The sequence below is a fragment of the Ectobacillus sp. JY-23 genome (assembly GCF_023022965.1).
Classification (GTDB): Bacteria; Bacillota; Bacilli; order Bacillales; family Bacillaceae_G; genus Ectobacillus.
On the sequence record NZ_CP095462.1, the window covers coordinates 2,440,772 to 2,455,000 of the forward strand.

Below are 14,229 nucleotides of genomic sequence, written 5' to 3' on the forward strand. Positions count from 1 at the left end.
CTACTTCTTTATTGGTTCGATACTTTTGCGATTTTTCCTTGTTCTAAATATACAAGTAAAATAGAAATATCCGCAGGATTTACACCTGAGATGCGAGAAGCTTGCCCGACCGATAAAGGACGCACTTCTTTTAACTTCTGACGTGCTTCTGACGCTAATCCGTGAATTGCATCATAATCAATATCTACAGGTACTTTTTTATTTTCCATGCGCTTCATACGATCTACTTGCTGTAAAGATTTTTCAATGTATCCTTCATACTTTACTTGTATTTCCACTTGTTCTGCGACATCAGCATTAATGTCCTCTTCGCTTGGAATGATTTGTTTAATATGCTCATATGTCATCTCAGTTCTACGCAACAAATCAATACCGCGAATACCATCTTTTAATTCCGCTCCGCCGGCCTGACGAATTAATTCTTGTACTTCAGCCTTCGGTTTAATAATAATTCCGGAAAGACGCGCTTTTTCCTTCTCAATACTCTCTTTTTTCTCGACAAATCTTTGATAGCGCTCTTCTGGAATCAATCCAATTTTATACCCCGTTTCCGTTAAACGCAGGTCTGCATTATCGTGTCTAAGCAACAGGCGATACTCAGCTCGTGATGTTAGCAAGCGATATGGCTCATTTGTACCTTTGGTTACTAAATCATCAATAAGGACGCCAATATAAGCCTGTGATCGGTCTAGAATCACTTCTTCTTTATCTAAAGCGCGACATGCAGCATTAATACCTGCCATCAATCCTTGACCAGCTGCTTCTTCATAACCAGATGTTCCATTGATTTGTCCTGCTGTATATAAATTTTTAATTTTCTTTGTTTCAAGAGTCGGCCAAAGTTGTGTTGGTACAATAGAATCATATTCAATCGCATAACCAGTACGCATCATTTGCACGTTTTCCAGACCTGGAATCGTCTTTAAAATTTCGCGCTGCACATCTTCCGGTAAGCTAGTGGACAGGCCTTGTACGTATACTTCTTCCGTATTTCGCCCTTCTGGTTCTAAGAAGATTTGATGTCTTGGTTTATCGTGAAAGCGTACCACTTTATCCTCAATTGACGGACAGTAACGCGGTCCTGTCCCTTTAATCATACCTGAATACATTGCAGAACGATGCAAATTTGCATCAATGAGTTGATGCGTTTTTTCACTCGTATATGTTAACCAGCATGGAATTTGGTCCATAATAAATTTTGTTGTTTCAAAGGAAAACGCACGGGGAACATCGTCTCCGGGTTGAATTTCTGTTTTACTGTAGTCAATTGTATGGCTATTTACACGCGGCGGTGTACCTGTTTTAAAGCGAACCATCTCTAATCCTAGTTCCTCTAAATGCTCTGAAAGTTTAACGGCAGGCTGTTGGTTATTTGGACCGCTGGAATATTTTAAATCGCCCATAATAATCTCGCCGCGCAAAAACGTACCTGTTGTAATAACAACTGTTTTCGCTGTATACTCAGCTCCTGTTTGTGTTACTACTCCTTTACATTCACCATCCTCGACAATTAAACGCTCTACCATGCCCTGAAACAATGTTAAATTTGGTGTATTTTCGATGGTGCGCTTCATTTCATGCTGATACGCAAACTTGTCTGCTTGTGCTCGTAAAGCACGAACAGCAGGCCCTTTTCCTGTATTCAACATACGCATCTGAATATGGGTCTTATCAATGTTTCTGCCCATCTCGCCACCCAATGCATCAATTTCGCGCACCACAATTCCTTTAGCAGGTCCTCCTACTGAAGGGTTACATGGCATAAAAGCAACCATATCTAAATTAATTGTTAACATTAATGTTTTAGCACCCATGCGAGCAGCTGCAAGTCCTGCTTCACAGCCTGCATGACCGGCTCCAATTACAATTACATCATATGAACCAGCATTATATCCCACTTTTTATTCCTCCCATCTTATTTCCCAAGACAAAATTGGGAGAATAACTGATCAATTAAACTTTCATGTACAGTATCTCCTGTAATTTCACCAAGTATTTCCCAAGTTCTTGTTAAATCAATTTGCACCATATCAATTGGCATACCAGCTTCAATGGCATTTACCGCTTCGGCAATCGTCCTTTCTGCCTGTGTTAATAATCCGATATGACGTGCATTAGAAACATATGTTAAATCGCCCGCTTCTAGGGATCCTTCGAAGAATAAATCTGCGATTGCCTGTTCTAAATCCTTAAGGCCCTTTTCTTCAATTAACGAAGTTGTGATGATCTTGCTATCTCCAGCCAACTCTTTAACATGGTTTAAATCGATTATTCTAGGCAAATCCATTTTATTAATAATTACAATATAGTCTTTGCCCTGTACAGCTTCAAATAACTTCTTATCTTCTTCTGTAATAGGTTCATTATAATTTAAAACAAGCAACACCAAGTCCGCTTTTTCCATCATCTCTTTTGAGCGCTCTACACCAATTTGCTCTACAATATCAGCCGTTTCACGAATACCTGCTGTGTCAATTAAACGAAGCGGTACGCCTCTAACATTTACATACTCTTCAATGACATCGCGCGTTGTGCCTGCAATATCTGTAACAATTGCTTTTTTCTCTTGTACCAGACTATTTAAAAGAGATGATTTTCCTACATTCGGCCGCCCGATAATAGCAGTTGCAATGCCTTCTCTTAAAATTTTTCCCTGCTTAGAAACCTCAAGTAAATCTCGAATTTCATCACGTACATGTGTTGCCTTTTCAATCAAAACCTGATGTGTCATTTCTTCTACATCATCATACTCTGGATAATCAATGTTAACCTCAACATGTGCTAACGTTTCTAATAAATCTTGGCGTAAACGACCAATTAGCTTTGATAATCGTCCTTCCATCTGATTGAGAGCTACATTCATAGCTCGATCAGTTTTAGCCCGAATCAAATCCATAACAGCTTCTGCTTGCGATAAATCAATTCGTCCATTCAAGAATGCTCGCTTGGTAAATTCTCCTGGCTCTGCTAATCGAACACCCTGTTCTAAGATAAGTTGCAATACTTTATTTACAGAAACTAATCCCCCATGGCAATTAATTTCAACAATATCTTCTCTTGTAAATGTTCTTGGCGCACGTAACACAGAAACCATAACTTCTTCTATTACACGCCCAGAATCGGGCTCCACAATATGACCGTAATGAATTGTATGTGTTGGAACCGTCTTCAGATCCTTACCTTTAAAAATGCGGCTCGCTTTTTCTACCGCTTCCTCTCCACTTATGCGGACAATTGCAATAGCCCCTTCTCCTAATGCTGTAGAAATTGCAGCAATTGTATCGAACTTCATCTTGTTCACCTCACTTACTAATTAACTCTCTATAAATAACGTTTAATTTTATCACTAAACCATTAGGATACCATATCATTACTGCATGCAAAAGAATATTTACTTTTTATTATATCCTTGCTAAAAACACCATAAACTTATCCACTGTGGATAAGTAGCACGCGTAACATATTATAAAACAAAATGTTGATATTGATAAATCTTTAATGTGAATTACTGTGATGAGATTTATTTATCCTATAAAGATGTATAATGAATTTTCCTGTTTTCATTGATCAGCTGAAAGAAGAGAAACATGACCTAAGATAAAACTTAACGTCCGGTATAGTCTCAAAATATTTCATGTAGAAAATTCGAAAAAGCGCCCAGAAATAAATCTGGACGCTTTTTATTGTATCTCTATTTTGGCTCTATAACGACATGTCGATGCGGTTCTGTACCAGCTGATGTCGTATTGATATGCGGGTGACTAGCCAGCACTTGATGAATAATTTTACGTTCAAACGATGGCATTGGTTCAAGTATTACTTGTTTTCTTGTCGTATATACTTGCTTAGCTAAGCGATTAGCCAAGAGTTCCAACGTTTTCTTACGTTTGTTTCGATAATCTTCAGCATCTAAAGTTATGTTAATATACTGCTTTGTATATCGATTTGCAACAAGCTGTGTCAACTGTTGCAACGCATTTAAGGTTGCACCACGTTTTCCAATTAATAACGCAACTTGCGAACCGGATAGAATAAAGGTTATTTCTTTCCCTTTTGATTCTCTCTCGACTTGTACATCTATTGCCATTTCAGAAATAATATTTTTGAGATACTTTTCTGCCTCATCGGCAGCATTTTTCTTAATCATTACATCTACAATAGCAGGTTTGTTACCGATTAGGCCTAGAAAACCTCTTTTACCTTCATCAATAACTCGAATTTCAACTTGCTCACGCGGAACCTGCAGCTGCCTTAAAGCGGACTCTATAGCTTCATCAACAGTCTGACCTTTAGCGGTTATCGCATTCACTTGCTTGCACCCTCTTCTTTTTCTTTTAAGGTCGGGCCTTTAATAAAGTAAGTTTGTGCAATGCTGAATATATTACCAACAACCCAGTATAAAGATAGAGCTGCAGGGAAGTTAATCGCAAAAATTAAGATCATGATTGGCATTAACCAAAGCATCATCGTCATTTGTGGATTTGGTGGTGTCCCCTTCATAGCAATCTTTTGTTGAATAAATGTTGTAATCCCTGCTAAAACTGGCAAGATATACAATGGGTCAGGGTGTCCAAGATCAAACCATAAGAAGCTGTGCTGTTTGATTTCCATTGTACGCATAATTGCATGATAAAACGCAAATAAAACAGGCATTTGGATAAAGATCGGCAAACAGCCAGATAACGGGTTGACACCGTGCTTTTGATACAATTGCATCATTTCTTGTTGCAGCTTTTGCTGTGTAGCTTGGTCCTTAGACGCATATTTCTCTCGTAGTTTTACCATTTCAGGCTGCAACATTTGCATAGCTTTTGTGCTTTTCGTTTGCTTAATCATAAGCGGTAATAATGCTAGGCGAATAATAATTGTTACAACAACAATTGCTAACCCATAGTCATTATTAAACAATTCGGCAAAGAATGTAATTAACTGAGAAAGCGGATACACGAAATATTCATTCCAAACGCCTTCGCTTTCCGGTGTAATCGGCTTGTTAACTTCACTACAGCCGGTGATAATAGCCATAAATGCCATCATCATAACCAGAAAAGTAATTTTCTTTTTCACGGACTACTTCCTCCTTTTATGTATACCCCTTTTTATCCTTCTTTTTGCTCCTGATTAGGCACTTTCATACCCGATCTACGCATAACATGCAACAAGCTACTTTTCATTTGCTCATATGTCATTTCTGCACAGGGCTTCCTTGCTATTATAACAAAATCTTTTTCGGAATCTATGCATTGTTTTAATTCTGTGAATACTTGGCGAATTACCCTTTTTATTCGATTACGCGCCACGGCATTTCCTACCTTTTTACTTACGGACAATCCAATACGAAACTCATCTTGACCAGGTTTGTCTAAACTATATAGTACAAATTGGCGATTTGCACTGGATTTACCCTTTTGAAATACCGCTTGAAATTCCGCGTTTTTCTTCACTCTATTCTTTTTCTTCATCCGTTTCAACACTCCTGTATTTCGTTCAGCGGTATATGTAAAGTCCAATCAACATGCCGCCTTTTCTGATTGGACCTTTTTCATCTCCCTAGAAAAAAGACCACTGAGCGATCAGTGGTCTACGCAGATAATACTTTTCTTCCCTTGCGGCGACGAGCTGCAAGAACCTTACGGCCGTTAGCAGTGCTCATACGGCTACGGAAACCATGTACTTTGCTGCGCTTACGTTTATTTGGTTGGTAAGTTCTTTTCATTATATGACACCTCCCTGAGGATTAACTGTAAAAGACAGTCTTATAAATTATAGTTAATGCACCAGCAAAATGTCAATGCTTATAGCAATTTTCATCTTATATGCAATTTTATCCTATTCACAGGTTTTTACACATGAATTTTAAATTTGTGGATAATACAAATTCGATCTCAAAACTGTTCACAACTATATTTCAACCTTTTACACAGTATATCGTGTTGGGAATATCTTTTCTCCACAACAGGTTGATTTTGTGGATAACTTTTTAAAACACATTGATAATACTGCTTTTTTTTGATATTATATTTTTGTTTTCACCTTTGTACAAGTTTTGGTTTGTATATTATTATCCACAAACTGTGAATAACTTGTGGACATTTATTATCACATGTTGATAACCGCTTGTCCACAGCCTGTGTATTTAAACACTTTTTATTCCATGCAAAATATAAACTTCAGTTTGTATGTATAAATATTCGTTCGTGCATTTTCATGAGGTGTACAAAACTTGAACACCTCATTATTTCTTGATAAAGGAGGGATACTATTGGAAAATATAACAGATTTATGGAATCGGACTTTACAAGAGCTTGAAAAAAAAGTGAGTAAACCCAGCTTTGAAACTTGGCTTAAGTCCACTAAAGCTCATTCTTTAAAAAAACACCATCTTACTGTCATCGCTCCAAATGATTTTGCACGCGATTGGCTTGAATCACATTACTCTAATCTTATATCCGAGACTTTATATCAGGTTACAGGTGAAGAACTAGAGGTTCGTTTTATCATCCCTCAGGTTGAAGCAGAAGAGGAGTTTGACTATCCTTCGACAAAAAAAGCAAAAGCAATGCAAGATGAACCCAATAACATCCCACAAAGTATGTTAAATCCAAAATATACGTTTGATACTTTTGTAATAGGCTCCGGCAATCGATTCGCTCACGCTGCATCCCTCGCGGTGGCTGAAGCGCCCGCTAAAGCCTATAATCCTCTCTTTATCTACGGTGGTGTTGGATTGGGAAAAACCCATCTTATGCATGCGATTGGCCATTATGTAATTGAACATAATCCAAACGCAAAAGTGGTATATCTTTCTTCAGAAAAGTTTACAAACGAATTTATTAACTCGATTCGTGACAATAAAGCTGTTGATTTTCGCAATAAATATCGAAATGTAGATGTACTTCTTATAGATGATATTCAGTTTTTAGCGGGAAAAGAACAAACACAGGAAGAGTTCTTCCATACATTCAACGCTCTTCATGAAGAAAGTAAACAGATTGTAATTTCTAGCGACCGCCCTCCAAAAGAGATACCTACACTGGAAGATCGGTTGCGTTCTCGATTTGAATGGGGTCTAATTACGGACATCACTCCGCCAGACCTTGAAACGAGAATTGCGATTTTACGTAAAAAGGCAAAAGCAGAGGGGTTAGATATTCCGAATGAAGTCATGTTATATATTGCAAACCAAATCGACTCGAATATTCGTGAATTGGAAGGTGCACTAATTCGTGTTGTTGCTTACTCCTCTTTAATTAATAAAGATATTAATGCAGACTTAGCTGCTGAAGCATTAAAGCATATTATTCCAAATGCAAAGCCCAAAATAATTACAATACAAGAAATTCAAAGAGCGGTAGGTCAACTGTTTCAGGTCAAATTAGAAGATTTTAAAGCGAAGAAACGTACTAAATCTGTGGCCTTTCCAAGGCAGATCGCAATGTATTTGTCTCGTGAGTTAACTGATTCTTCTTTGCCTAAAATTGGAGAAGAATTTGGAGGTAGAGATCATACTACTGTTATTCATGCGCACGAAAAAATTTCTAAACTTGTAAAAGTCGACACACAACTTCAAAAACAGCTCGACGAAGTTCGTAATATATTGAAAAACTAGTCGAATAATGTGAATAACATCCTTGTAATTACACACAGTCTATCCACATGTTGATAGACTGTTTTTTCCTTACTCCACAAAGGTTATCCACATATCAACAAGTACTATTACTATTACTACTAATTTTTTATTATTATTTAATTAACTAGAAAGTATTAAAATGACTGGAGGATTTTTTCATGAAATTTATCATTCAGAAGGATTATCTTGTCCGTAGTGTGCAAGATGTTATGAAAGCTATCTCTTCTCGGACAACAATTCCGATCTTAACTGGAATAAAAATTGTTGCACATGAAGAAGGTGTGACATTAACGGGAAGTGATTCCGATATCTCTATTGAATCTTTTATTCCAACTGAAGAAAATGGTAAGTCCGTTGTAGATATTGAACGAGCAGGAAGTATTGTGCTGCAAGCGAAATATTTTAGTGAAATCGTTAAAAAACTACCAAAAGATACAGTTGAAATTGAAGTGGAAAATCATTTCATGACTAAAATCAAATCAGGAAAAGCTGAGTTTAACTTAAATGGTTTAGATGCACAAGAGTACCCACTATTACCGCAAATTGAGGAGCAAAATGTATTTCAGCTACCTACAGATTTACTTAAACATATGATTAGACAAACTGTGTTTGCTGTATCGACCTCAGAAACACGTCCGATCTTGACAGGTGTAAACTGGAGGGTATATAACAGTGAATTGATTTGTATTGCAACAGATAGTCATCGCCTAGCCTTACGAAAAGCAAAAATTGCAGCTGGAAAACTTGCTGCAGAATTTCAAGCTAATGTTGTAATTCCTGGCAAAAGTTTAAATGAGTTAAGTAAGATTCTTGATGAATCTGAAGAAATGGTCGATATCGTCATCACAGATTATCAAGTTTTATTCCGAACAAAGCATCTCTTGTTCTTTACCAGATTATTAGAAGGGAATTATCCTGATACATCACGCTTAATTCCAGATAGTAGCAAAACTGATATCATGGTAAACACAAAAGAATTTTTACAGGCCATTGATCGTGCCTCATTACTTGCCAGAGATGGAAGAAACAATGTAGTCAAATTATCTACTCTAGGAAACGATATGATTGAAATTTCCTCAAACTCTCCTGAAATTGGTAAAGTGGTAGAAGAAATACAATGCGAGAACATAGAGGGAGAAGAGCTTAAAATTTCGTTTAGTGCAAAATATATGATGGATGCATTAAAAGCGTTAGAAAGCACAGAAATTAAAACTAGCTTTACAGGCGCTATGCGTCCATTCTTAATTCGTACGCCAAATGATGATTCCATTGTGCAACTGATTTTGCCTGTTCGCACATACTAAAAAACAAAGCTTAAAAGGTCTCAAGTTTTTATACGTTTTGTAAAAAGCCGCCAAAATATCAGGGCGGCTTTTACTATCCAAACTAGACAGAAACGCGCATTATCCTTTTATTGGCCCAATCCTTTTCTATTCTTATTTTTTTTAGTACAATGAAAGAATGAACAAATTCGGAAAGTGAGCGAATGTAATGAAAACCATTCAAATTTCGACAGAATACATCACATTAGGACAGTTTTTGAAAGTTGCCGACGTAATTCAAACAGGTGGAGAAGCGAAATGGTTTCTTCAAGAAAATAAAATCTATGTGAATGGAGAATCAGAAAATCGTCGTGGACGTAAATTGTATAATCAAGATAAAATTGAGATTCCTGGATTTGGTACATTTCAAGTAAAGGCTTAAATAAGGGAGGATCCCTTTGTATATTCAAGGACTGGAACTGCAGCATTATCGTAACTATGAACATCTGGAAGTAACTTTTGAAAATCAGGTAAACGTCATTATAGGGGAAAATGCTCAGGGGAAAACAAACCTCATGGAGGCTATTTACGTATTAGCGATGGCTAAATCCCACCGTACACCAAATGATCGTGAACTTATCCAATGGGATGCAGAGTATGGTAAAATAAAAGGGATGCTTCAAAAAAAGCATTCTGCGATACAGATGGAACTGTTGATCTCCAAAAAGGGGAAAAAAGCTAAACTTAATCATCTGGAGCAATCAAAATTGAGCCAATATATCGGCGAAATGAATGTTGTTATGTTTGCTCCAGAGGATTTAAATCTGGTAAAAGGCAGCCCCCAGATTAGAAGACGTTTTCTAGATATGGAACTTGGACAAATTGCGCCTGTATATTTGTATGAGTTAAGTCAATATCAAAAAATATTAACGCAAAGAAACCATTTATTGAAATCCATGACAGAAGATACACCTAAAAATGCGGCAATGCTTGATATATTTACAATTCAGTTAATTGAACACGGTGCTAAAATTTTAAAAAAGCGCTTTGAATTTCTGCAACTTCTACAAGAATGGGCTGCACCTATACATCGTGGAATTAGCCGTGGACTTGAAGAGTTGAAAATTGTGTACAAGCCTAGCATAGATGTATCAGAATCAATGGATTTGTCGAAGATGAAAGAAGTATACTACGAAAATTTTCAGACTATTAAAAAGCGAGAGATGTTTCGAGGTACAACTTTGATCGGTCCCCACAGAGATGATTTACATTTTTTTGTTAATGATAAAAATGTACAAATTTTCGGTTCGCAAGGTCAACAACGTACAACCGCCCTCTCCTTAAAACTGGCTGAAATAGAATTGATTCATTCTGAAGTAAAAGAGTACCCTATTCTTCTATTAGATGATGTTTTATCAGAATTGGATGATTATCGTCAGTCTCATCTTTTAAATACGATTCAAGGGAAAGTGCAAACATTCGTAACAACAACGAGTGTAGATGGCATTGAGCATGAAACTCTAAAAAAAGCAAAAACAATTCGGGTAACAAGCGGTACGATAAACAGATGAGTATCTGTTAAATGGAAAAGTAGGTGATGAGTGTGACAATGGAACAGAAACAAGCGCAAGAGCAGACATATGATGAAAGTCAAATTCAGGTTCTTGAAGGCCTAGAAGCAGTCAGAAAGCGTCCAGGTATGTATATAGGTTCTACCAATGCTAAAGGTCTACACCATTTGGTATGGGAGATTGTAGATAATAGTATTGATGAGGCACTCGCTGGCTATTGTACAGAGGTCAATGTTGTTATTGAGGAAGACAATAGTATTACTGTTAAAGATAATGGCCGTGGTATCCCTGTAGGTATTCATGAAAAAATGGGAAGACCTGCTGTAGAGGTTATCATGACGGTCCTTCATGCTGGAGGAAAGTTTGGTGGAGGCGGTTATAAAGTTTCCGGTGGTTTGCATGGCGTCGGTGCATCAGTTGTTAACGCTTTGTCTTCTAAGTTAGATGTATACGTATATCGCGAAGGGAAAACCCATTATCAAGAATATAAACGCGGTGTACCTTCAGAAGATCTTAAGGTTATTGGTGAAGCTGATCATACGGGCACAACTATACATTTTGTACCCGATACAGAGATCTTTACTGAGACTATAGAGTATGACTACGATACATTGGCAAATCGCCTTCGTGAGCTTGCCTTCTTAAATAGGGGTATTAAGCTTACGATTGAAGATAAGCGTGAAAATCCTCGTAAAAAAGAATTTCACTATGAGGGCGGCATTAAGTCTTATGTAGAGCACCTTAATCGTACAAAAGAAGCAATTCATGAAGAACCTGTATACGTTGAAGGCTCTCGTGATGGCATTAATGTTGAGATTGCGTTGCAGTACAATGAAGGATACACAAGTAATATTTACTCCTTTGCTAACAACATTCACACGTATGAAGGTGGTACACACGAAGTTGGTTTCAAAACTGCCTTAACTCGTGTTATTAATGACTACGCTAGAAAGAACAATTTAATTAAAGAAAGTGACAGCAATTTAATTGGGGAAGATGTGCGCGAAGGAATCACTGCAATTGTTTCTGTTAAACATCCAGATCCTCAGTTTGAAGGGCAAACGAAAACAAAGCTAGGTAACAGTGAAGCTCGTACTATTACAGAGTCTGTTTTCTCTGAGACGTTTGAAAAGTTTCTACTTGAAAATCCGTCCGTTGCAAGGAAAATTGTAGAAAAAGGTTTAATGGCAGCCAGAGCAAGGGTTGCTGCAAAGAAGGCAAGGGAACTTACCCGTAGGAAAAATGCGCTGGAGATTTCGAGTCTACCAGGAAAGCTAGCTGATTGCTCTACGAAAGATCCGTCAATTAGCGAGTTATATATTGTAGAGGGCGACTCTGCTGGTGGTTCAGCGAAACAAGGTCGTGATCGTCATTTTCAAGCAATTTTACCACTTCGTGGAAAGATTATTAACGTAGAGAAGGCCAGATTAGATAAGATTCTATCTAATAACGAAGTACGTGCAATGGTGACAGCAATTGGTACAGGTATTGGTGGAGATTTTGATATTGAGAAAGCTCGTTATCATAAGATTATTATTATGACCGATGCTGATGTAGATGGTGCTCATATACGTACTCTATTGTTAACGTTCTTCTATCGTTATATGCGTCAAATTATTGAATATGGATATGTGTATATCGCACAGCCACCTCTTTATAAGATTCAACAAGGAAAGAAAGTTCAATATGCTTATAACAATAAAGAACTTGAAAAAGCACTTTCTGAACTACCTGCTCAGCCAAAACCAGGTATTCAACGGTATAAAGGTCTTGGTGAGATGAATCCAGGACAGCTTTGGGAAACAACGATGGATCCTGAGGTGCGGACATTGCTTCAAGTAAATCTACAAGATGCTATTGAAGCAGATGAAACTTTTGAGACATTGATGGGAGATAAGGTAGAGCCGCGCAGAAACTTTATCCAAGACAATGCAAGATACGTGCAAAACCTTGATATTTAAAAGAATGACAGGAATGCAATATTCCTGTTTTCTCTTCATATAAACAAGATGTGTTCGAAAGAAGAGGAGGTGCTGGCGGATGTCAGACAACCAACAAGCTCGAGTTCGAGAAATAAATATTAGCCAAGAGATGCGTTCTTCATTTTTAGATTATGCTATGAGTGTTATTGTATCTCGTGCTTTACCTGATGTACGTGACGGTTTAAAACCTGTACATCGAAGAATTTTGTATGCTATGAATGATTTAGGTATTGTTGCGGATAAACCGTACAAGAAATCCGCGCGTATTGTAGGAGAAGTTATTGGTAAGTATCACCCTCATGGTGATTCTGCGGTATATGACACAATGGTACGTATGGCACAGGATTTTAACCAGCGCTATATGTTAGTAGATGGTCATGGTAACTTTGGATCTGTTGACGGAGACGCAGCTGCAGCTATGCGTTATACGGAAGCAAGAATGTCTAAAATTTCAATGGAGTTAGTTCGAGATATCTCCAAAAACACAATTGATTATCAAGATAACTATGACGGTGCAGAAAGAGAACCAATTGTATTACCTGCACGTTTTCCTAATCTACTTGTTAACGGAGCAACAGGAATTGCTGTCGGAATGGCAACAAATATTCCGCCTCATCAGCTCGGAGAAGTCATTGATGGAATACTGGCGCTAAGTAAAAATCCTGATATTACCATTTCTGAACTTATGGAGTTTATTCCTGGCCCAGATTTCCCTACTGCGGGGCAAATTTTGGGAAGAAGCGGAATTCGCCGAGCTTATGAAACAGGGCGAGGCAGTGTAATAATTCGCGCGAAGGTAGAAATTGAAGAGCGCAGTAACAATCGTCAATCTATTATAGTGAGTGAGCTACCTTATCAAGTTAACAAAGCAAAACTCATTGAAAAGATTGCTGAACTAGTTCGCGACAAAAAGATAGATGGAATCACTGACCTTAGGGATGAATCAGATCGTAATGGTATGCGTATTGTCATGGAAGTTAGACGCGATGCTAATGCCAATGTATTGCTGAACAATTTATATAAACAAACAGCTTTGCAAACGAGCTTCGGTATCAACATGTTATCTCTAGTAGATGGTGAACCTAAGGTTTTAGATTTAAAGCAGTGTTTATATCACTATTTAGAGCACCAAAAGGTAGTTATCAAGAGACGTACAGCATATGAACTTGAAAAAGCGGAAGCACGTGCTCATATCTTAGAAGGGTTGCGAATTGCGCTAGACCATTTAGACGAGGTTATTAGTTTAATTCGTGGATCTCGCACCACTGAGGAAGCAAGACAAGGATTAATTGAGCGTTTTAATCTGAGTGATAAGCAAGCGCAAGCGATTCTTGATATGCGTCTACAACGTTTAACAGGCTTAGAACGAGATAAGATTGAAGATGAATATAGAGAGCTACTACAGTTAATCGCAGAGTTAAAAGCTATTTTAGCTGATGAAGAGAAAGTACTAGAAATCATCAGGGAAGAATTGTTAGAAATTAAAGAGCGATTTAATGATATGCGTCGAACAGAAATCGTTTCTGGCGGTCTTGAGTCTATAGAGGATGAGGATTTAATACCGGAACAAAATATAGTTATTACGCTAACTCATAATGGATACATTAAGAGACTGCCTGCTTCCACGTATAAAACGCAGAAGCGCGGCGGCCGAGGTGTACAAGGAATGGGTACAAATGACGATGATTTTGTTGAGCATTTGCTGACAACTTCAACACATGACCATATTCTCTTCTTTACTAATAAAGGAAAGGTATATCGAACAAAGGGATATGAAATTCCAG

Annotated in this window: 12 protein-coding genes (1 of these 12 running past the window's edge); 6 read left to right on the top strand and 6 right to left on the bottom strand. The window is 37.6% G+C overall.

Annotated elements, in window-relative coordinates; genetic code table 11:
- Nucleotides 1-8: 8 nt before the first annotated feature.
- From mnmG to rpmH, 6 genes are all read right to left on the bottom strand, one after another.
- Nucleotides 9-1,898 carry a tRNA uridine-5-carboxymethylaminomethyl(34) synthesis enzyme MnmG gene (gene mnmG / locus MUG87_RS12530; protein WP_247082607.1) on the bottom strand — a complete coding sequence of 630 codons (1,890 nt, stop codon included), beginning with the start codon at nucleotides 1,896-1,898 and terminating at the stop codon, nucleotides 9-11.
- A 17-nt stretch (nucleotides 1,899-1,915) separates the two neighbouring features.
- The gene (gene mnmE, locus MUG87_RS12535; RefSeq protein WP_247082608.1) at nucleotides 1,916-3,292 is read right to left on the bottom strand and encodes a tRNA uridine-5-carboxymethylaminomethyl(34) synthesis GTPase MnmE; all 1,377 of its coding nucleotides are present in this window, start codon (nucleotides 3,290-3,292) and stop codon (nucleotides 1,916-1,918) included.
- A 399-nt stretch (nucleotides 3,293-3,691) separates the two neighbouring features.
- Nucleotides 3,692-4,309 (bottom strand): RNA-binding cell elongation regulator Jag/EloR, encoded by a 618-nt coding sequence (jag, locus tag MUG87_RS12540; protein WP_247082609.1) that lies wholly within the window; start codon nucleotides 4,307-4,309, stop codon nucleotides 3,692-3,694.
- On the bottom strand, nucleotides 4,306-5,067 hold the full coding sequence (spoIIIJ, locus tag MUG87_RS12545; RefSeq protein WP_247082610.1) for a YidC family membrane integrase SpoIIIJ: 762 nt from the start codon (nucleotides 5,065-5,067) through the stop codon (nucleotides 4,306-4,308). The genes jag and spoIIIJ overlap by 4 nt, the downstream gene beginning before the upstream one ends.
- A 32-nt stretch (nucleotides 5,068-5,099) precedes the next feature.
- Nucleotides 5,100-5,462, bottom strand: a complete 363-nt coding sequence (rnpA, locus tag MUG87_RS12550; RefSeq protein ID WP_247082611.1) for a ribonuclease P protein component — start codon at nucleotides 5,460-5,462, stop codon at nucleotides 5,100-5,102.
- 119 nt (nucleotides 5,463-5,581) lie between these two features.
- A complete protein-coding gene (gene rpmH / locus MUG87_RS12555) occupies nucleotides 5,582-5,716 on the bottom strand; it encodes a 50S ribosomal protein L34 (RefSeq protein ID WP_000831901.1) in 135 nt (44 codons plus the stop codon).
- A gap of 546 nt (nucleotides 5,717-6,262) precedes the next feature.
- Here rpmH and dnaA point away from each other — a divergent pair.
- From dnaA to gyrA, 6 genes are all read left to right on the top strand, one after another.
- Nucleotides 6,263-7,609 carry a chromosomal replication initiator protein DnaA gene (gene dnaA / locus MUG87_RS12560; protein ID WP_247082612.1) on the top strand — a complete coding sequence of 449 codons (1,347 nt, stop codon included), beginning with the start codon at nucleotides 6,263-6,265 and terminating at the stop codon, nucleotides 7,607-7,609.
- A gap of 179 nt (nucleotides 7,610-7,788) precedes the next feature.
- The gene (gene dnaN / locus MUG87_RS12565; protein ID WP_247082613.1) at nucleotides 7,789-8,934 is read left to right on the top strand and encodes a DNA polymerase III subunit beta; all 1,146 of its coding nucleotides are present in this window, start codon (nucleotides 7,789-7,791) and stop codon (nucleotides 8,932-8,934) included.
- Nucleotides 8,935-9,121: 187 nt separating this feature from the next.
- Entirely contained in the window at nucleotides 9,122-9,334 is a 213-nt protein-coding gene (yaaA, locus tag MUG87_RS12570; RefSeq protein ID WP_247082614.1) for a S4 domain-containing protein YaaA, read from the top strand.
- A 16-nt stretch (nucleotides 9,335-9,350) separates the two neighbouring features.
- Nucleotides 9,351-10,463: a DNA replication/repair protein RecF gene (gene recF / locus MUG87_RS12575; RefSeq protein ID WP_124565739.1), complete on the top strand. Its 1,113-nt coding sequence runs from the start codon at nucleotides 9,351-9,353 to the stop codon at nucleotides 10,461-10,463.
- A 38-nt stretch (nucleotides 10,464-10,501) separates the two neighbouring features.
- Complete coding sequence (gene gyrB, locus MUG87_RS12580; protein ID WP_247082615.1) at nucleotides 10,502-12,424, top strand: DNA topoisomerase (ATP-hydrolyzing) subunit B; 1,923 nt, start codon at nucleotides 10,502-10,504, stop codon at nucleotides 12,422-12,424.
- Between the two features lie 79 nt (nucleotides 12,425-12,503).
- Nucleotides 12,504-14,229, top strand: the 5' portion of a protein-coding gene (gene gyrA, locus MUG87_RS12585) for a DNA gyrase subunit A (RefSeq protein WP_247082617.1). It continues 734 nt past the right edge of the window; 1,726 of the gene's 2,460 nt are visible here — the first part of the coding sequence; its start codon is at nucleotides 12,504-12,506; the stop codon falls past the right edge of the window.